The following is a 20,111-nucleotide window of genomic DNA, read 5'->3' on the forward strand; positions in this document are numbered from 1 at the left end:
GGAGTCGACTGTCCTTCGCTCCAATCAACTATTATATTAGCATCAATGATGATCTAAATATGGATTAGTCCACGAGCTAGCGTAGGAAAAACACGGAGACTCCTGCGGGAAGTAGGAGATCGGTCAGACCCCACAGGGCGCTAGCCCGAGGAGGCTCACCACTCCCCCGCGGAAAGCGAAGTGTTTTTCCGAAGCGAAGAAATGTGCATATTCTAGTTACTGCGTATAATAGATCTTATGTGCAATGCATTTCATACTAGAAAACAACAATCTTTTCGAAAATAGCCTTTAAAAACAGCCTACTAAAAAGGATTAAACGGTAGCTTCATGCCTTTTCCTTTCTTTCCTTTTTGCATATTGGTCATTTGTTTCATCATTTTTTTCATTTCATCAAATTGCTTGAGTAATCGGTTTACTTGGGAAACAGATGTTCCAGAACCTTTTGCAATTCGTTTCTTCCGACTAGCGTTCATAATACTTGGGTCTAATCGTTCTTTTTTTGTCATAGACTGAATAATTGCTTCAACATGAGACAATTGTTTTTCATCAATTTGTGCATTCTTTAACCCTTTCATTTTGTTTGCACCTGGAATCATTGCCATTAGATCTTCTAATGGACCCATTTGTTTGACTTGTCCCATTTGCTCTAAAAAGTCATCAAAGGTAAAGGTTGCATTTCGCATTTTTTCTTCTAGTTCTTTTGCTTGTTTTTCATCCACATTGGTTTGTGCTTTTTCAATTAAAGATAATACATCTCCCATACCAAGAATACGAGATGCCATACGTTCTGGATGGAATGGTTCTAACGCATCTAATTTTTCACCCATACCCGCAAACTTAATCGGTTTATCGGTAACAGCTTTGATTGATAATGCAGCACCACCACGAGTATCACCATCGAGTTTCGTTAAAACAACACCAGAAATATCTAATTGTTCATTAAAACTTTCTGCAACATTAACCGCATCTTGACCTGTCATTGCGTCCACAACTAAAAAGATTTCATCAGGTTGGACCGTATCTTTAATCTGTTCTAATTCATCCATTAATTCATGGTCTACATGTAGTCGTCCTGCCGTATCAATAATGACATAATCATTATGTTCTGCTTTTGCTTGTTCCATTGCTTCTTTTGCAATATCCACTGGATTTGCATCAGTTCCCTTAGAATAAACAGGCATATCTAACTGTGTACCTAACGTTTCCAACTGATTTATTGCAGCTGGTCGATATACGTCACATGCCACTAGTAGTGGGGAGCGATTATGCTTTTTACGTAAGTGATTCGCAAGTTTACCAGTAGTCGTTGTTTTACCAGCACCTTGAAGACCAACCATCATAATAACAGTTGGTGGTCGATCACTAACAGCAATTTTACTTTGCTCACCACCCATTAATTCTGTTAACTCTTCTTTTACCACTTTAATAACTTGCTGACCAGGGGTTAAGCTTTCCATTACTTCCTGTCCAACAGATCGTTCTTTAATACGCTTAATTAAATCTTTGACTACCTTAAAATTTACATCAGCCTCTAATAAAGCAAGGCGGACTTCACGAGTCATTTCTTTAACGTCTTGCTCACTAACCTTCCCTTTACCAGTAATTTTTTTAATGGTACCTTGCAGGCGGTCGGCTAATCCTTCAAATGCCATAGAAGGTGTCCCCCTAATCTATTTCTTTTAATTGTTGAATTAACGTCATACTTGTACTATCTTTCACCGTTTCTTCAAGCTTTTGAATTAGCTTTGTACGTTGCTGGAATCTCTCGTATAAATGTAATTTACTTTCATAGGATTCAAGCATTGTTTCCGTACGCTTAATGTTATCATAAACGGCTTGTCGTGAAACTTGAAATAACTCGGAAATTTCACCTAAAGAGTAATCCTCTAAATAATACATTTCCATATAGTTTCGTTGTTTTGGGGTTAATAATGCTTGATAAAAATCGAATAAATAATTGATCCTTGTTGTCTTTTCTAGCAAATGACCACCCCTTGTTAAGTGAAATCCCTTTACAAAAATATAGTAACATTAATCTTCCTCTTCTTCAAGCAGATCTGCAAATAACCCATAGACAAATGCGTGTGCATTAAATTCCTGTAGGTCTTCAACTTTTTCACCAAGACCAACTAACTTCACTGGTATGTTTAATTCATTACGAATAGCTAGCACAATACCACCCTTTGCTGTTCCATCAAGCTTTGTTAACACAATTCCCGAAACATCTGTTGCTTCTGAGAATGTCTTCGCTTGGCTTAACGCATTCTGACCAGTAGTAGCATCTAATACAAGTAATACTTCATGTGGTGCTCCAGGTATTTCTCGTTCAATCACCCGTTTTACTTTTGCCAATTCATTCATTAAGTTTACTTTATTTTGTAATCTACCAGCCGTATCACAAATTAACACATCTGCATCACGAGACTTCGCTGCTTTTATACCATCAAAAATAACAGCTGCAGGATCACTTCCAGCGTTTTGTTTAATGACATCTACATCGGCTCGTTCTCCCCAAACCTCTAATTGCTCAATTGCTCCCGCACGGAAGGTATCCCCTGCAGCAAGAACGACACGCTTTCCATCTTGTTTTAGTTTATGCGCAAGTTTTCCGATGGAGGTGGTTTTACCAACTCCATTTACACCCACTACTAAAATAACGGATAAGTTATCTTCTTGAAGATTAATTTGCTCAATCTCTTCATCATCATCACCATAGTAAATATCAACCAGCTTTTCCGAGATAACTTCTTTTATTCCTTCTGTATCTTTAATATTTTGTCGTTTTGCTTCCATTTTCAATTCTTCCACTAAATCCATAACGGTCATTACGCCGACGTCGGCTGTGATTAGTACTTCTTCTAATTCTTCAAAAAAATCTTCATCCACTTTCCGATAGCGAGCAATTAAGTCATTTAGCTTCCCAGAAAAGGAATTTCGTGTTTTCTTCATTCCTTCCTTGTACTTTGTGGATACTTCTTCTGTTGCTTCCTCATTTTTTCCAAATTTTGATTTTAATTTATCCATAAAACCCATACGAACTACTCCTCCTTACGATTTAACCAATTCTTTTGTATCTTCTAAGCGAACTGAGACTAGCCGCGACACACCAGATTCCTGCATTGTCACACCATATAAGACATTTGCTTCTTCCATTGTTCCCTTACGATGGGTTATCACAATAAATTGTGTATCTTCACTAAACTGCTTAATATATTTTGCAAATCGACTTACATTTGCTTCATCTAGTGCTGCTTCTACTTCATCGAGCACACAAAATGGAACTGGCCGTACTCGTAAGATCGAAAACAATAATGCAATAGCGGTCAATGCACGCTCTCCACCCGATAATAAACCAAGATGTTGCAATTTCTTCCCTGGGGGCTGTGCAACAATCTCCACACCCGTTTCTAATAAATTGTTCGGGTCTGTTAGAGTCAACTCAGCTTGTCCACCACCAAATAATTCCCGAAATACAATCGCAAATTCTTCTTTAATCGAACTAAATGTATGATCAAATCGTTTCTGCATTTCCTCATCCATTTCAGCAATAACAGAATACAACGTCTCTTTTGCATCTACTAAATCAGTTCTTTGTTCTGATAAAAAAGTATAACGTTCGGAAATACGTTCATATTCATCAATTGCACCTAAGTTAACTGTACCAAGGTTATCGATCGATTGTTTGATTTGTGATACCTTTTCTTTTGCAGTATCAAGATTATCTACTTTGTCATAGTCTGCTTTTGCTTTTTCAAATGTAATCATATACTCTTCCTGTAAATGAGACAGGCGAGTTTCTAGTGCTACATCAAGCCGATTTGCTTTCACTTCTTTTTCTTGAATCTCTTTTTGTATCGCTTGGTGATTTTTATTTTCTTCTTTTAATTCTCTTTCTTCATCCTCCACCCATTTTGTTTTGTTCGTCCGCTCTGTCCTTTTTTCCTGAATCTTCGTTGTCAATGACTCTTTAGCTTCTTTTTTAGCTATAATGGATTCATGCATTTCTTCAACGGTGTCGTTAGATTCATGTGCTGCTATCAGATCTTGTAAATCTCTTGTGTACTGATCATATTGTTTTTCGATTTCATTTAATTGGGTTTCTACACTTTTTGTTTTTTCCCGCTGACTTTTTGCTCGTTCATCTTGTTCTGCTAATGTTACCTGATAACGATGTAGTTCTGCTTGTAATTGCTCTTGGTTTTCTTTTACCGTTTCTTCTTCCTTTGTCAACCTATCAATCTCATCCTGTAAAGTGGTTAATTGCTCTTTTATCGTAGCCAATTTATGATCCAACTCTTTCTCTCGTTGGATGAGAATTGTCCGATCTTCATCAAATTGTTGTTTATCTTGGTCATATAGTACTAAATTATCTTGAAGGGAACTTAATTTCATCTCTTTTTCTTTTAATTCATTATGTGTTTCTTGTAAAGCTGCTCGTTCACTAGATAAATCCTTTTCCATTTTTTTAAGGGTTTCTTCTGTTTGTTGTATATAACCTTTTTGATTGGTCACTTTTTCCTCAAAGTTTTTTGCCTTTTTGGTAAACTCATCTAATTTTTTAGTGATTTCTTCTAAGTCTTTTTCTCTTGTAAACAGTGATTGATTCGTTTTCTTTTGGGCACCACCTGACATAGAGCCACCTGGATTTACAACATCTCCTTCCAACGTTACAATTCTAAACCGCCGCATCACAAGTTTAGCAATTTCATTGGCATCTTTTAATGTTTTGGCAACAATGACATGTCCCATTAAATGATCAGCTACTTTTTGATAGGCTTTTGGGATACTTATAAGTTGGGAGGCTACTCCTATAAAGCCATCATACTTCTCGACTTTTCCTAGGATATCCTTTGGAATAAACCGCGGTTGAATCGATGATAATGGTAAGAACGTTGCACGGCCATTATTTGTCTTTTTCAGCCAGGAAATTGCTTCACGTGCCGAGGCATCATGCTCAACAACAATATGCTGTGCCTGAGATCCAAGGACTGTTTCGATTGCTGTTACATATGCTCTTGAAACATCTATTAATTCAATCACAGCTCCATGAATTTGGTCTAGCTCATTTTGTTTATTTGCTTTTAATACTGCTTTAACACCATGGAAAAATCCTTGAAAATCCTCTTTCATTTCTTCTAGCATTTCTTTTTTTGATTTGAGCTTTTCAATATATTGATACCCTTGATATAGCTTTGTTTGATTTTCTTGAAATAAAGACCGCTCTTGATCTAACGACTCTTTCATTTCAGTGAATTCTGTTTCTTTTCCTGTATATGCCTTTTTTTGCTCATCAAAAGCTGTTTTTAGTTCTGATAGTTTTTTTGTTAACACTTCTCGTTCAGTTAAAACATCTTCAAATTTTTCTTTTTGTTTTGTTTCTTTTCCATTAAGCTGCTGTAGTTGTTGTTGTATTGTTTGTTTTTCATTTCGCTTAGCAGCTTGCTTGTTTAAGTATTCGATATAATCAGCTTTTAATGTTTCAATATGTTCAGCTATATTTTCCTGTTTATGTGCTAATTTATTTTCAAGTTGTTCCAAATGTTGTTTTGTTTTTTGTTGTTCCGTTTCCAGACTGCGTAATTTTTCTTTTTCCTCTTTTAATTCAGTCTCATATTGTGTTACTTTTTCCGCTGTTTCTGATTTTTGTAATTCCAGCTTTTCTTTATTCTCCGCAAAATGTTTTGTCCGTTCGTTTAATACATGTTTTTTTCCTTCTAATTGTTCTAACCCTTGGGTGATATGTAATAATTCATTTTGTAACCTTTCTATTTCTTCATCTAAGGCTTGCATCTGTTGACGTTCTGATGCTAATGTTGCTTCTTTTTGCTGAACGAGCGTTTGTTGATTAATCTCTTTCATTTTATCGTTTTCTAACGCTTCTAGTAATTGTTGCCATTTATTATGAAGCTGTTCAATTTCGGTTACAAGCAGAGCAATCTCTTGTTCTTTTAGTTGCTTTTTCCGTTCTAAATAAATTTGTGCCGTTTCCGCTTGTTCCTCTAAGGGACCAATCTGTTGTTCAATTTCATGAATAATATCTTCTACACGATTCAAATTTTCTTGTGTTTCAGCTAGTTTATATTCTGCCTTCTTCTTCCGTTGTTTATATTTTAATACACCTGCCGCTTCTTCAAATATGGTTCGGCGTTCCTCTGCTTTTGAACTTAAGATTTCTTCCACTTTTCCTTGACTAATGATGGAAAAAGCTTCACGCCCTAATCCAGAGTCCATAAATAAGTCAACAATATCTTTAAGACGACAAGGTTGTTTATTAATATAAAACTCACTCTCACCCGAACGATAGACGCGCCTAGTAACGTTTACTTCTTCATAATCAAGCGGGAGCTTTTTATCACTATTATCTAACACTAGAGATACTTCGGCTACATTCAACGGTTTTCTAGAATCACTTCCTTGGAAAATAATATCCTCCATTTTAGATCCACGTAATGATCGAGCGGATTGTTCACCTAAAACCCAACGGATTGCATCAGTAATATTACTCTTACCACTACCATTTGGTCCTACAACAGCTGTAACACCTGGTACAAAATCAACATTAATCCGTTCAGCAAAAGATTTAAAACCTACACTTTCTAATCTTTTTAAATACATAACCATTCTCCTAACAATCTTACTTACCAAGTTTCATGATACAAAAACCGTTTAACCAACAATGTAAACACCTGATCGTACCGAATCACCTAGCCGAGTTAGGTGTTTAAATATTAACATTATTAGCGGCGTTCTTAATCAACAAATCCCCTAGAGGTTAAAAAACATGCTCTTCATAGGAGATAATGATGCTTTTAACGTATTTATTCTATCATAAACAGCATACTTTAGCATATATCTATTCACTAACCTCATGCTAAAGACAATTTATCTATTTAAAAAAGAATACATCCTATTAGAACATGTCCTGTTTTATGTTATCATTACCATAACAAGCTAATATAAAAAGAGGTGGAATGATGAAATTAGAAGAAGCTACGAAGGAAAACCTAGCATTTATTTTGGATGAATTATCAGAACGTTTAAGTGTTGTTAATCGTTCCCTGATGGACCCAGAAGACTATGACTTAGAAAAATATAATGATATAAAATTCATGTATGACATGGTAAAACAAAAGGGCCAATTAAGCTCTTCTGAGACACAAGCCTTCATTGAAGAACTACGAAATGTTCGAAAATAAATGATCAAAAAACAGGTGATACTTTATAGACGGTACCACCTGTTTTTTAGTTAATTAATATACGTATCTAGTGCCAATTTTGCCGCACGTTGTTCCGCCTCTTTTTTTGTTCTACCTATTCCTTCCCCTGCCACCTGATCTTTTATACAAACTTGGGCTATAAACTCTTTATTATGGGATGGCCCTTTTTCAGCAACAATCTTATATTCAATTGATTGGTTTTTATACTGTTGAACAAATTCTTGTAGTTGGCTTTTATAATCCATCGCATGCGAAAAAGCACCTGTTTTAATCTTTGGAAATACATGCTCCTCTAAAAAAGCTAATGCCTTATCAAAACCTTGATCAACATATAAAGCACCAAGAAAAGCTTCAAAAACATCAGCCAATAAAGCAGGACGCTCCCTGCCCCCGGTTTGTTCTTCACCTTTTCCTAATAATATATATTTGCCAAAATTTAATTCAGTGGCAAAGTTTACCAATGAAGCCTCACAAACAATAGCTGCACGCAGTTTTGTCAGCTCTCCTTCTGGCATCTGCTTATTTTTGCGATACAAATATTGGGAAACACCTAATTCCAACACTGCATCACCTAAGAACTCTAAGCGTTCATTATCAGAAGACTGGATTCCCCGATGCTCATTCACATAAGATGAATGTGTAAAAGCTTGTCTTAAGAGACTTTGATCTCCAAACTTAATCTGAAGTTGACTTTCTAATTGTGCAAAATCCAACAATTTCACCTCCTTCTTCTGTTGTACAAACAATCGACAATATACGGAAAGTCTCGCCAATGCGAGACTTTCTATACTAGGATTGACTGTTTATGTACTCAACAGCATCACCTACAGTATTGATTTTCTCAGCTTCTTCATCAGCGATTTCCATATCGAACTCGTCTTCAAGCTCCATTACAAGTTCTACAACATCTAATGAGTCTGCTTCAAGGTCATCTTTAAATGATGCTTCCATTGTCACTTTTGATTCTTCAACATCCAATTGATCCACGATGATTTTCTTTACACGATCAAATACATCTGCCATCCTTGATCACCCCCTTTCAAATAATCTAGCAAAATGCTTGGTATTACATTACCATTCCACCATCAATATGAATCGTTTGACCTGTAATATAATTGGCATCGTCTGAAGCAAGAAAGCGAACAACCCTCGCTACATCTTCGGCTTTACCCAATCTTTCTAACGGAATAAGTGAATACATGGATTCTTTTTGCTCGTCTGTTAAAGCATCTGTCATTTCTGTTGCAATAAAACCTGGTGCAACTGCATTCACCAAAATATTGCGTGATGCTAACTCCTTAGCAGTCGTTTTGGTTAAACCAATAACACCCGCTTTTGCAGCAACATAGTTTGCTTGACCTGGATTTCCACTCACACCAACGATAGAGGAAACATTAATAATTTTCCCCTCTTTTTGCTTCATCATTTGTCTTGTGACTGCTTTCGTACAGACAAATACACCTTTTAAGTTCGTATTAATAACCTGATCAAACTCTTCTTCTTTCATGCGCATTAACAAGTTATCACGTGTTATACCAGCGTTATTAACGAGAATATCTAAGCTACCAAATTCTTTTATTACTGCTTTCACCATACTTTTGACACTTGCTTCATCTGAAACATCTGCTTGGATCTTGAATGTTTTAACACCAAGTGCTTCTAATTCTTCTACTACTGCTTGCGCTTTTTCTTCATTTCCAGCAAAATTTACCGCAACATTCGCACCTTTTTGACCCAATTCTAAGGCAATTGCTTTCCCAATACCACGCGAGGCTCCTGTAACCAGTGCATTTTTTCCTTCCAACATTAGGAATCCTCCTTCTTATACCAATCTACAAAGGCTTCTAATGATTCTGGATCTTGAACGGCAAAAGTTGGGGTACGTCGACTAATTTTCTTAACTAAACCACTTAGTACTTTCCCATTTCCTACTTCTACAAATGCATCAATATCTTCTTGTAACATATTCTGAATAGATGATTCAAAGCGCACTGGTGAGTATAGTTGTTTGATTAATAGATCTTTTATCTCATTCTTTGTTATAACAGGTTTTGCTGACACATTAGCATAAACAGGTATGGCTGCATCCTTTAAATCTACTTTATTTAGTTCTTTTGTAAATGCCTCATTTGCCTTCTTCATTAAACGGGAATGAAAAGGGCCACTTACATTTAATGGCAACACTCGTTTTGCACCATTTTCTTTGAGGTATTTACTTGCTTCTTCCACTCCTTCTTTGGAGCCTGAGATAACAACTTGTCCAGGGCAGTTATAGTTAGCAATGTCCACCACTTCTTCTATGTCGAGTTGTGCTAAATGATCCTCAATCTCCTCAGCTTTCATTCCTAACACAGCGGCCATTGTCCCTTTACCTTTTGGAAAGGCTTCTTCCATTAATTTTCCTCTTGTTTTGACAAGTGGTAATGCTTCATCCACCGAAAAAGTACCTGCTGAAACTAATGCACTATATTCTCCTAAACTATGACCAACTGCCATAACAGGATTAATGCCTTCGTTTTTTAATATAGTTTGGACAGCGGTACTTGCTAACAAAAGTGCGGGTTGTGCATTTTCCGTCTCGGTTAACGTCTCTTTTGGGCCATTAAACATGATATCTGTTAGAGACTCACCCAAAATTTCATCGGCTTGATCGAACAATGCTTTAACTTCAGGGTTAACGTCATAAAATGCTTTTCCCATGCCTACTACTTGTGAACCTTGTCCTGGAAACATAAACGCTACTCGTTTCATTCCGTATCCTCCCCTTTATCTATGTCGATTGCAGCAACAGTTGTTTGTATCGTGTTTGTTACATCATGTTCAACCATATGACTTGCCTGTTTAATTGCATTATAAATTGCTCTCCGATTAGACGAACCATGTGCTTTAATTACTGGAGCAGCTAATCCAAACAGACCTGCTCCACCATATTCTGAGTAATCCAGCTTATCTTTTAATCCTTTTAAATCATTTTTCACCATACCAGCTGCAATTTTTGTTTTCAAGGATCCCATTAGCGTTTCTTTTAACATGGAAAACATCGTCAAAGCTGTTCCTTCTATTGTTTTTAATGCAATATTCCCACTAAATCCATCGGTCACAACAACGTCAGCAGCACCGCTCAGAATATCTCTAGCTTCTACATTTCCGATGAAATTAACTGGTGCATCTTGTAATAACGTAAATGCTTTTTTCGTTAAATCATTCCCTTTTCCATCTTCTGTTCCGACATTTAAAAGGCCGACAGTTGGATTAGAAACCCCCCTCACTTTTTCTGTGTAAATGGAACCCATAACCCCATATTGAACAAGATGTGCTGCTTTTGCATCCACATTAGCACCTACATCTAATAATAGAAATCCTTTCCCATCTATTGTCGGTAATGTTGGACTTAGAGCAGGGCGTTGAATTCCTGGTATTCTGCCAACTCCAAATAACCCGGCACTCATTAAAGCTCCAGTATTTCCAGCTGATATACAAGCGTCTGCCCGATTTTCTTTCACTTCTTTGGCCATTAATACAAGGGACGCATTTTTCTTGCGACGAACTGCTCGTACTGGCTCATCCTCCCCTGTTATCATTTCTGTTGTATGTATAATCGATAGTTTCGTTGTATCCGAAATTAATGGTTTAATTTGGTCTTCGTTACCAATTAAGGTGATATGTAAATTTTCTATTTTAGAAACTGCATCCATGGCACCATTTACAATTTCTTCTGGTGCATGATCACCGCCCATTGCGTCTATTGCTAATTTCATTTAGAAATTCTCCTTTTCGTTTGATCGATACATATGAAACAATCCTGTAAAGACTTTTTCATTATCGACAAAGCTATTTACCCGAACAATGGTTAAGCCTTTCTCACTTTCCCCTTCGACAAAAGCCTTCGCAACTACACGTTCCCCTTGTTTCACTTGTCGTGTGAATTTCAACTCTGATTTTGCTGTTAAGGCTAATTCATCATTAATGACTGCTACTGCAAGGGAATTAGCTTGTGCAAACAAATGATGACCACGAGCAATTTTATTTCGAGAAAATACATGTTCTTGCTGAATTTCTAATATAGAGATTGCTCGATGATCTAACTCTAAATCAATAATTTCACCAATCACTTCATCAATTGGCAGTGCTTTAACTGTTTCATTCCATTGGTCGTTGGCCACTGACTTTATTCTTTCGCGTAATTCTGGTATTGAAAGTTCCATTCGATCTAGGCGTATCGTTTGGATACTTACACCAAACTTTTTCGCTAATTCCTCATCAGTAATAAATGGTGTTTGATCAATTGTTTCTTTTAGTAATTGTTGTCGTTCTACTTTGCTTCGTTTCATTTATGGCACCAGCTTTTTATATTTTGTGTATATATTGCTATTAATACTTGGTACTAATAGTAATATATAATAGCTTATAAAATTATGCAAGTATCGACTGTTAATCAAGTGTTTCTTGTAAGGATTCATCCTGTTCTAGATAATTTCGTAAAGTTTGAAAATCAGCTTCTTGTAAAGCATTTTGTTCAATGATCTCAGCTGCGTCTTTCCTTGCAGTTTCCAGTGCACGATAATCGTGAACCATATCTGCAACTTTAAATTCAGGAAGACCACTTTGCTTTTTACCAAAGAAATCCCCAGGTCCACGAAGTTTTAAGTCTTCCTCTGACAATTGAAATCCATCATTTGTTTCCGTCATAATACGCATCCGTTCTTTTCCAACTTCTCCTTTTGGATCGGCAATAAGAATACAATAACTTTGATTTTCTCCTCTTCCTACACGACCTCGAAGTTGATGTAATTGGGACAACCCAAACCGTTCCGCATCATAAATAACCATAATGGTTGCGTTTGGCACATTAACACCAACTTCTACAACAGTGGTAGACACCAGTATTTGAATATCATTCGTAGCAAATTCCTTCATAATGGCTTCTTTCTCATCTGTCGGTAACCTACCATGCATCAAACCGATTTTTACTTCTGGTGGATAAAATGCTTGTAATTGCTCGTACAAATCAACGGCATCTTGGATATCAAGTTTATCGGATTCTTCAATAAGTGGACAAATGACATAGGCCTGTTCACCTACATTAATCTGTTTTTGAATAAAGTTAAGTACTCGGTCAAATGTATTCGCTTTTGTCCAGTATGTCTTAATTTCTTTTCTACCCGATGGCATTTCATCAATAACAGAAACATCCATATCGCCAAAAGCTGTAATTGCTAATGTTCTCGGTATAGGTGTAGCGGTCATAAATAATACATCAGGGTGCAAGCCCTTATCCCGTAAAATACGCCGTTGCTCTACACCAAAGCGGTGCTGTTCATCAATGATTGCTAATCCTAAATCATCAAAAAAGACATCATCTTGAATGAGAGCATGTGTCCCAATCACAAGATTGATTTCATGATCTTCAATCGCTTTGACTAATTCACGACGTTTTTTTCCTTTCACAGATCCCGTTAATAGTGCAATATTTGCGTTGGCGCCAAATAATTCAACTAATGATTGATAATGCTGTTCCGCTAATATTTCAGTTGGAACCATTAATGCTCCCTGTTTATTAGCCGTTATTGAAGCATATAAGCTGATAGCTGCAACTGCGGTTTTTCCAGATCCAACGTCGCCTTGTAATAAACGATTCATCCGATAAGGGGATTTCATATCAGTTAATATTTGCTTTAGTGACGTTTCTTGTGCATTGGTTAATGTAAACGGTAATTTGTGAATGAACTCTTTTATTTTCACAACATCGTACTGCTGTGCATTCCCCTTTGTGGCTTCTCGATGCATCTTTCGGAGTAACTGCATTTTTAATTGAAAAAGAAGAAATTCTTCATATGTAAATCTTCTTCGTGCATGTTTTAAGTGAATTCTATTTTTCGGAAAATGCATGATCTTAACCGCATTCCTACGGTTTGGAAGTTTATAAGAATATAAATAGGATTCAGGTAAAATTTCTTCTATTTGTGCTCCATATTCATTCATTGCAATTTGAATTAATTTTTTTAATTTAACTGTCGTTAAATGCCCTTTCACAGAATAGAAAGGTTGGATTATGGCCTCTTCTTTTGCAGGACCTTTTTTATAATTGCTGACTGTGATTTGTAAACGGTGTGCATCCCATTTGCCTGTTAACGTAATGGTTTCACCAACGTCTATATGTTTTTTAGCAAAAGCACGATTAAACATAACCGCTTTTACCGCAACTTGTTCTACCTCTACGGTAAAAGTTAGCCTTGATTTTTTTTTACCATAAAAGGTGAGGGAAGGTTGATGAACAACTCTTCCCTCAATTGTTACTTTATCATCGTGTATTAGTTCACGAAGTGGTTTTATTTCAACTACATCATATCGATAGGGGAAATAAAATAATAAGTCACCAATTGTATAAATATTAATTAATGCTAAATCTTCAGCAAGCTTTTCGCCTACTCCTTTTAATTGTGTTACGGCATCACTTAGCATCTTCAAACCACTCTTTTCTAAACAGACATTCCAAATATTTTCTCTTTTAATAATCGACCTGTTGGGGTATCAGCTAGACCACCTTCCCCTGTTTCTCTTAAGGAAGAAGGCATTTGCTTTCCAATACGATACATCGCACCAATTACTTCATCAGCAGGAATTCTACTTGTAACACCTGCAAGTGCCATATCTGCTGACACGATCGCTAGGGATGATCCTGCAGCATTTCGTTTTACACAAGGTACTTCTACTAAACCTGCAACAGGGTCACAAACAAGGCCTAACATATTTTTCAACGTAATTGCAAAGGCATCAGCAGATTGTTGTGGACTTCCTCCTGCCATTTCAACAATTGCAGCTGATGCCATTGCACCTGCTGATCCCACTTCTGCTTGGCAGCCTCCTGCAGCACCAGAGATAAATGAATTATTCGCAACCACAAATCCAAAGGCACCAGATGTAAATAAATAACGAATCATTTGTTCACGTGTTGGATTTAATTGATTTTTAACAGCAAAAAGTGTACCTGGAACACAACCCGCACTACCTGCTGTAGGAGTTGCACAAATGGTACCCATTGCCGCATTTACTTCATTGGTTCCCATTGCTTTACTAACAGCATCTAATAAAAGGTTACCTGAAAGAGGTGTTTTCTCTTTCATATATTCCTGAATCCGAACAGCGTCACCACCTGTTAATCCAGTTACAGATTCTACACCTTGTAAACTATCTTCTATTGCTTTTTCCATCACTTCTAAGTTTTTTTCCATATCTGCAAATACTTCTTCTCGTGATTTTTCCTTCACATCCATCTCTTGTCGTATCATCACTTCAGAGATTTGTATATTTTCATTTTCAGCCATTTCTACTAATTCCTTTATTGTTCGAAACATCGTCATTAGACAAACTCCTCTCTCTAACTAACAATTTTAGCAATTTGAATGATGTGATCTGCACTCTGTAGTTCTTTTAAAATCGCATCATCCACATTTTGGTCTACCTCTATCACCATTAATGCTTCTTTTCCAACATCTTTACGGTTTACTTCCATATGGCCAATATTGATCTCATGCTTTGCTAAAATTTTTGTAACAGAAGCAATTGCACCAAAACGATCATTATGCATAATTAAAATAGCTGGATGATTACCGGATAAACGTAGTTCAAAGCCATTAAGTTCTGTTATCTCAACTTTTCCGCCACCAATTGATATACCTACTAATTCCTGTTGCTCCTTTTCATTTCCGATTAGCATTCTGACTGTATTAGGATGATTGGCTGCAGAATTATCTTCTATAAACTCTACTTCCATTCCTTTTTCCTTTGCAATATCTAATGCTTTACTCATACGTGGATCATCTGTTTCGAATCCTAACAGTCCACCGACTAAGGCAAAGTCTGTGCCATGGCCTTTATATGTTTTAGCAAATGATTCATATAAATGGATCCGTGCCCATGTTGGTTCTTTGCCAAATAAATTACGTGCAGCTTTCCCAATTCGAGCTGCTCCAGCTGTATGTGAGCTGGAAGGGCCAATCATGACTGGACCAATGATATCAAAAACGGAATTGTATTTCATTAAAATCACCGCCTAATTATTTGTATAGAACTATCTCACATTGTAAAGTATAACAAAAAAGTTTATAATAATCATTTGTGGATTATAGATTATGATGCGAAGTAGCATCTTTCCTATAATCGGGAGGGAGAGGGCTATACATTATAAAGGAGCTAGTATGTCTAAACATTCAGATCTAGAACTCCAAAATAGGAAAACGATGTGGCGAAAAGAAATAACAGCTGGATTAATCGGTTACCTCACTACTGTATATATTGTCGCTGTAAATGGTTCTATTTTGAATGAGGCAGGAATATCACTAGAAGCTGGTATGATCGCAACCATTCTGGCTAGCTTTGTCGGAACATTGTTAATGGGTTTATTTGCTAGATTACCATTAATTTTAATTCCTGGTATGGGCATAAATGCATTATTTGCATACTCAGTCGTTGATGGAGCAAATTTAACCTTCCAAGAAGGATTAGGTGTCGTTTTTATTGCTTCAGTATTGTTCCTAGTGACAGCTTTTTCGAAGTTAGGAATTTTACTTAGAGATACCATTCCTGATTCATTAAAACATGCCATTACAGTAGGTTTAGGCTTTTTCCTAATCTTAATTGGCCTAGAAAATACTGGGATTGTTATTAGTGGGGAACAATCGGTTGTCGCTTTGGGGGACTTCACGTCTCCAACCGTCATTGTCAGTTTATTAACCCTTTTTATCTCTATTTTTCTATTTATCAAAAATATCCCTGCAAACTTTTTAATTACGATGATTGTAGGAACAGGGCTAGGCTTTTTATTTGGTATTGTAGATACCTCCAATCATAGTTCAGTATCAATTGACTGGGGTTCGATCATTTTTATCCCATCTTTTTCTGCAGTTGATGAAATAGGGTTTTGGCTAGCTATTTTTCCGTTAGCAATGATTCTCATATTTGAAAATATGGGATTATTACACGGTCAACTTCACATGTTAAACAAACAAGATCGTTATAAAAGTGGCTATCGAATGACAGCATTTTCTTCACTCACATGTGCATTTTTTGGAACTTCTCCAACGGTTTCTGCTGCAGAAAATACTGCAGTAATTGCATCAGAAGGAAAATCCCGAATAACTGCCATTACAGCTAGTTTGTTGTTTTTAGCCACCATTGTAATTATTCCGTGGATATCCATGATTCCAACTACTGCCATCAGTCCTATTTTAATAATCGTGGGGGTATTAATGGCACAGAACATTCGGCATATTAAGTTAAACGATATCTCAGAAGCTTTGCCTACATTTCTTATAGCTGTTATGATCCCATTTACGTATAGTATTGCAGATGGAATGGCTTTTGGATTTATTGCATATCCAATTGTTAAAATAGCGATAGGAAAAACTAAAGATCTAACAATGCCATTAATCATTATATCATTGCTATTTGCATTGATGTTTATAATGAAAATTATAGGATTCTAAAGAAATTTGCTAGCTGAGCAGTTCATTTTTAATCCTCCAAGCACGGGTCTTTCAGGCAATAACGGAATGACGATTCATCTATAAAACTAGGCGGTTCCTCATTTCGCTATTGGTTAGAAAAGCGGTACTTTTTCGGTCTAGATGAATCCCCGTTCCGCTAATAGCACTAAATGATTGAATTATGAGGGGGAAGACAGCAAATAACGGAACGAGGATAACAAACCATCCTCCAAACAGGGGTTTTTCGGCAAATAACGGAATGACGATTCATCTATAAAAGTATTAGGTCTTTGATTCTGAATTATTTACGATATATCTAAATCTAAAAATTAAAGTGCCTGATGTCAGGAAACACCTTTTAATCATTGAATGAATTCACACAATGTAAGTTACGAATTAGAAAAACTCGCATTCGCTCGTCTTTTAGCGAAGGTGTTAGTTTTTCTTATACTTGGGACGTAAAAATTTTAGCTACGTCGAGTCCACTTCTTGGCTAAAATTTTATTTCCTAACGTGTAAAAAAGCAATGGCTATTGCCATTGCTTTTTTATTCGACTGAAAAAATATAAGAATAAATTGGCTGATTGCCATGATGTACTTCAACTTCTACATCTTCAAACGTATCCTCTACATAGTCAACAAGTTGGTCAACTTCTTCATCGCTTACATCCTCACCTTGAAGGATTGTTAGAATTTCATCATCTTCTGTAATCATTTCGTTTAACAATAATTTAACAGTCTCTGTCTTATCCTGGTGTGTTGCTTTAATTTCTCCGTCTACAATACCCATAAAGTGATCTTTTTCGATGGTAATGCCATCAATTTGTGTATCACGAACAGCATACGTAATTTGACCTGTTTTGACCTCACCACTTGCACTCTCCATCGTTTCTTTATTTTCTTGAAGGCTTGATTCTGGGTGAAATGCAAGCATCGCACTAATCCCTTGTGGAATTGTTTTGGTAGGAACGACTTCTACATTGGCTTCAGCTATTTCTTTTGCTTGTTCGGCCGCCATTACGATGTTTTTATTATTTGGTAATATGATAATGTTATTTGCATTTGCTTTCTCAATGGCTTCAGCAATATCCTGTGTACTTGGGTTCATGGTTTGTCCACCTTCAATAACCACTGTCGCACCTAGACTTTCTAATAATGACTTGATACCACTTCCCATTGCAACCGTAACAATGCCATACGCAGCTTTTTCTTTTGATGCATTTTTTTCTTTTTTATCTCCAACGATAGCTGTATGTTGCTCACGCATATTTTCAATCTTCATATTAATGAGGCTTCCGTATCGTTGTGCCTTCGTTAAAATGTTACCTGGGTATTCCGCGTGAATATGTACTTTCACGATTTCATCATCAGACACAACAAGAAGGGAATCCCCATGTTCGCTTAATTCCTCACGAAAGTCTTCCTCATTAAACGGATTTTCGTTTAGTTTATCTTCTTCAAACTGTACCATGAATTCTGTACAATATCCGTATTCAATTTCGGTTGTATCCATGAAATCCTGTGCAATTTTATGATGTTCTGCATTAACCATTTCGTCCATTTCAACTGTTTCAGTTGTTTGCTCTGGGAGCTCCTCTCCTTTTAATGCAGCTAAGAACCCTTCATAAATGGTTACAAGACCTTGTCCACCTGAATCAACAACTCCTACCTCTTTTAACACAGGTAGTAAATCAGGAGTACGCCTTAAAGAAGCTTTTGCTTCTTGTACCACTTTTTCCATCAAAGCAACAATATCTGTTTCCTTTTCTGCTTCTGTCACAGCAGTTGTTGCTGCATCTTTTGCTACTGTTAAAATAGTTCCTTCGACAGGTTTCATTACCGCTTTATAAGCTGTCTGTACACCACTATCAAAAGCGGTAGCTAAATCCGCTACCGATGCAGTTTCCTTTTTCTCTAAGCCTTTTGCAAATCCACGAAACAATTGGGATAAAATGACACCCGAATTCCCTCGTGCTCCCATTAATAGTCCTCTAGACAATGCTTGAGCTACGTTAGATACATGGTTATCATTTGTTTTTTTCACTTCATTAGCTCCAGATGTCATCGATAAATTCATATTGGTTCCCGTATCGCCATCCGGAACTGGAAATACATTTAGTGCATCAATCTGTTTGGCATTATTAGTTAAATGGTTTGCTCCTGCGAGTACCATTTGTGTAAAAGTTTTGCCATCTAACGTTTGTACCGTCACAATACTTCCTCCTTCTACATACACAAAAGATCTATATTAGACTTTTGCTACCCGAACTCCTTGAATATATATATTCACAGAATCAATTGTTAAGCCTAATTGTTTGTTTAATGTATATTTTACTTGAGATTGTACATTATGCGCTACTTCCGATATTTTTGTTCCGTAGCTTACAATAATATACATATCAATGTGGAGATGATTTTCTTCTTGTCTTACGACTACTCCTCTTGAATAGTTTTCTTTACGTAGTATCTCTGCTATACCATCGCGTAATTGGCTTTTAGAAGCCATCCCAACTATTCCATAGCATTCTACCGCTGCACCACCAGCAATTGTTGCAATAACTTCATTTGTAATCGTTACGTGACCATCATTTGTATTAAGTTCAATGGACATTATGATCCTCCTTTAATACGCACTTATCCTTATAATAGTGTATTTTACTATATAATAATTTATAATAAAAGTAATTATATATGATTCTAATAAGTCCCTTATAAGAATGGACGAAATCAGTCTTCCTGTCAAGAGTTTTTGCTTTACCAAAAATTTGAGGCTGTTTTTGGAAGGCTGTTTTATCAAAGATTGTTTCTTTTTCTTTTGTATAAAACTTAATGAATAATCGATGTATTATGCGCAGTAGTTTTAGCTATGAATACCGCTACGGAAATACACTTCGCTTTCACCAAGGGCATAAGTGCCCTTGCTGAAAGCGACTGTCAGGAGCGGAAATCAAAGCTGCTTTACAATATATATCAACAGCAGCATACTATGTGAAAAGTTCCTAAATAAAAAAGGAAGCTAGGCAATAAGAAAAATATAGATTGCATTCTATTCCTACTTATGATAAATTGTATAAGTATTAAAATGACACATGTTAGAGTAGGAGGGATTACCATGGCTAGAAAATGTGTTGTAACTGGACGTAAAACTCGCAGTGGAAACCAACGTTCTCACGCTATGAATTCCAACAAGCGTAAATGGAAAGCTAATGTACAAAAAGTTCGCATTATGGTAGACGGTAAGCCTAAAAAAGTTTATGTTTCTGCTCGCGCCCTTAAATCAGGTAAAGTAGAGCGCGTATAATATACCTAAAAAAGAACAAATCACATTAGTTTATGAAAGAAAAGAGCACCCTTCTTATGGGTGCTTTTTTTAAAAGGTAAGAAAGTATAAAAAGTTGGCCTCTTACTG

18 protein-coding genes are annotated in these 20,111 nt (G+C 36.5%); 3 read left to right on the plus strand and 15 right to left on the minus strand.

Features of this window, described 5'->3' with window-relative positions; genetic code table 11:
* Nucleotides 1-302 precede the first annotated feature (302 nt).
* From ffh to smc, 4 genes are read right to left on the minus strand one after another with little or no spacing between them, the layout of a single operon-like run.
* Entirely contained in the window at nucleotides 303-1,652 is a 1,350-nt protein-coding gene (gene ffh / locus GHC26_RS07695; protein ID WP_163970691.1) for a signal recognition particle protein, read from the minus strand.
* A gap of 13 nt (nucleotides 1,653-1,665) precedes the next feature.
* Nucleotides 1,666-1,983 (minus strand): putative DNA-binding protein, encoded by a 318-nt coding sequence (locus tag GHC26_RS07700; RefSeq protein WP_163970692.1) that lies wholly within the window; start codon nucleotides 1,981-1,983, stop codon nucleotides 1,666-1,668.
* Between the two features lie 48 nt (nucleotides 1,984-2,031).
* Nucleotides 2,032-3,033, minus strand: coding sequence for a signal recognition particle-docking protein FtsY (gene ftsY / locus GHC26_RS07705; protein ID WP_163970693.1), 1,002 nt, complete (start codon nucleotides 3,031-3,033; stop codon nucleotides 2,032-2,034).
* Nucleotides 3,034-3,048: 15 nt separating this feature from the next.
* Entirely contained in the window at nucleotides 3,049-6,615 is a 3,567-nt protein-coding gene (smc, locus tag GHC26_RS07710) for a chromosome segregation protein SMC (protein ID WP_163970694.1), read from the minus strand.
* A 359-nt stretch (nucleotides 6,616-6,974) separates the two neighbouring features.
* Between smc and GHC26_RS07715 the strand changes: the two genes are divergently transcribed.
* Entirely contained in the window at nucleotides 6,975-7,196 is a 222-nt protein-coding gene (locus tag GHC26_RS07715; protein ID WP_163970695.1) for a DUF1128 domain-containing protein, read from the plus strand.
* A 50-nt stretch (nucleotides 7,197-7,246) separates the two neighbouring features.
* On the opposite strand, the gene rnc is transcribed toward GHC26_RS07715, so the two are convergent.
* The 9 genes from rnc to sdaAB form a co-directional block, all read right to left on the minus strand.
* The gene (rnc, locus tag GHC26_RS07720; RefSeq protein WP_163970696.1) at nucleotides 7,247-7,930 is read right to left on the minus strand and encodes a ribonuclease III; all 684 of its coding nucleotides are present in this window, start codon (nucleotides 7,928-7,930) and stop codon (nucleotides 7,247-7,249) included.
* Between the two features lie 76 nt (nucleotides 7,931-8,006).
* Nucleotides 8,007-8,240 (minus strand): acyl carrier protein, encoded by a 234-nt coding sequence (gene acpP, locus GHC26_RS07725; protein WP_163970697.1) that lies wholly within the window; start codon nucleotides 8,238-8,240, stop codon nucleotides 8,007-8,009.
* Nucleotides 8,241-8,283: 43 nt separating this feature from the next.
* Nucleotides 8,284-9,024, minus strand: a complete 741-nt coding sequence (gene fabG, locus GHC26_RS07730) for a 3-oxoacyl-[acyl-carrier-protein] reductase (RefSeq protein ID WP_163970698.1) — start codon at nucleotides 9,022-9,024, stop codon at nucleotides 8,284-8,286.
* A complete protein-coding gene (gene fabD, locus GHC26_RS07735; RefSeq protein WP_163970699.1) occupies nucleotides 9,024-9,968 on the minus strand; it encodes an ACP S-malonyltransferase in 945 nt (314 codons plus the stop codon). Before fabD ends, fabG begins: the two co-directional genes overlap by 1 nt.
* On the minus strand, nucleotides 9,965-10,975 hold the full coding sequence (plsX, locus tag GHC26_RS07740; RefSeq protein WP_163970700.1) for a phosphate acyltransferase PlsX: 1,011 nt from the start codon (nucleotides 10,973-10,975) through the stop codon (nucleotides 9,965-9,967). Before plsX ends, fabD begins: the two co-directional genes overlap by 4 nt.
* Complete coding sequence (gene fapR, locus GHC26_RS07745; RefSeq protein WP_163970701.1) at nucleotides 10,976-11,548, minus strand: transcription factor FapR; 573 nt, start codon at nucleotides 11,546-11,548, stop codon at nucleotides 10,976-10,978.
* Between the two features lie 100 nt (nucleotides 11,549-11,648).
* Complete coding sequence (gene recG / locus GHC26_RS07750; RefSeq protein ID WP_163970702.1) at nucleotides 11,649-13,679, minus strand: ATP-dependent DNA helicase RecG; 2,031 nt, start codon at nucleotides 13,677-13,679, stop codon at nucleotides 11,649-11,651.
* Between the two features lie 17 nt (nucleotides 13,680-13,696).
* Nucleotides 13,697-14,572: an L-serine ammonia-lyase, iron-sulfur-dependent, subunit alpha gene (gene sdaAA / locus GHC26_RS07755; protein ID WP_163970879.1), complete on the minus strand. Its 876-nt coding sequence runs from the start codon at nucleotides 14,570-14,572 to the stop codon at nucleotides 13,697-13,699.
* Between the two features lie 23 nt (nucleotides 14,573-14,595).
* Nucleotides 14,596-15,258, minus strand: a complete 663-nt coding sequence (gene sdaAB, locus GHC26_RS07760; protein WP_163970703.1) for an L-serine ammonia-lyase, iron-sulfur-dependent subunit beta — start codon at nucleotides 15,256-15,258, stop codon at nucleotides 14,596-14,598.
* Nucleotides 15,259-15,415: 157 nt separating this feature from the next.
* On the opposite strand from sdaAB, the gene GHC26_RS07765 reads away from it, so the two are divergent.
* A complete protein-coding gene (locus tag GHC26_RS07765) occupies nucleotides 15,416-16,702 on the plus strand; it encodes an NCS2 family permease (RefSeq protein WP_226376898.1) in 1,287 nt (428 codons plus the stop codon).
* A 547-nt stretch (nucleotides 16,703-17,249) separates the two neighbouring features.
* Here the strand turns inward: GHC26_RS07765 and GHC26_RS07770 are convergent.
* Together GHC26_RS07770 and GHC26_RS07775 are read right to left on the minus strand one after the other, a co-directional pair.
* Entirely contained in the window at nucleotides 17,250-18,914 is a 1,665-nt protein-coding gene (locus GHC26_RS07770; protein ID WP_163970704.1) for a DAK2 domain-containing protein, read from the minus strand.
* 36 nt (nucleotides 18,915-18,950) lie between these two features.
* Nucleotides 18,951-19,313 carry an Asp23/Gls24 family envelope stress response protein gene (locus GHC26_RS07775; RefSeq protein ID WP_163970705.1) on the minus strand — a complete coding sequence of 121 codons (363 nt, stop codon included), beginning with the start codon at nucleotides 19,311-19,313 and terminating at the stop codon, nucleotides 18,951-18,953.
* Between the two features lie 501 nt (nucleotides 19,314-19,814).
* Here GHC26_RS07775 and rpmB point away from each other — a divergent pair.
* Entirely contained in the window at nucleotides 19,815-20,003 is a 189-nt protein-coding gene (gene rpmB, locus GHC26_RS07780; RefSeq protein ID WP_156289025.1) for a 50S ribosomal protein L28, read from the plus strand.
* Nucleotides 20,004-20,111: the final 108 nt, after the last annotated feature.

Origin of the sequence: Oceanobacillus halotolerans (assembly GCF_010993955.1) — a bacterium.
GTDB lineage: Bacteria > Bacillota > Bacilli > Bacillales > Amphibacillaceae > Oceanibacillus_A > Oceanibacillus_A halotolerans.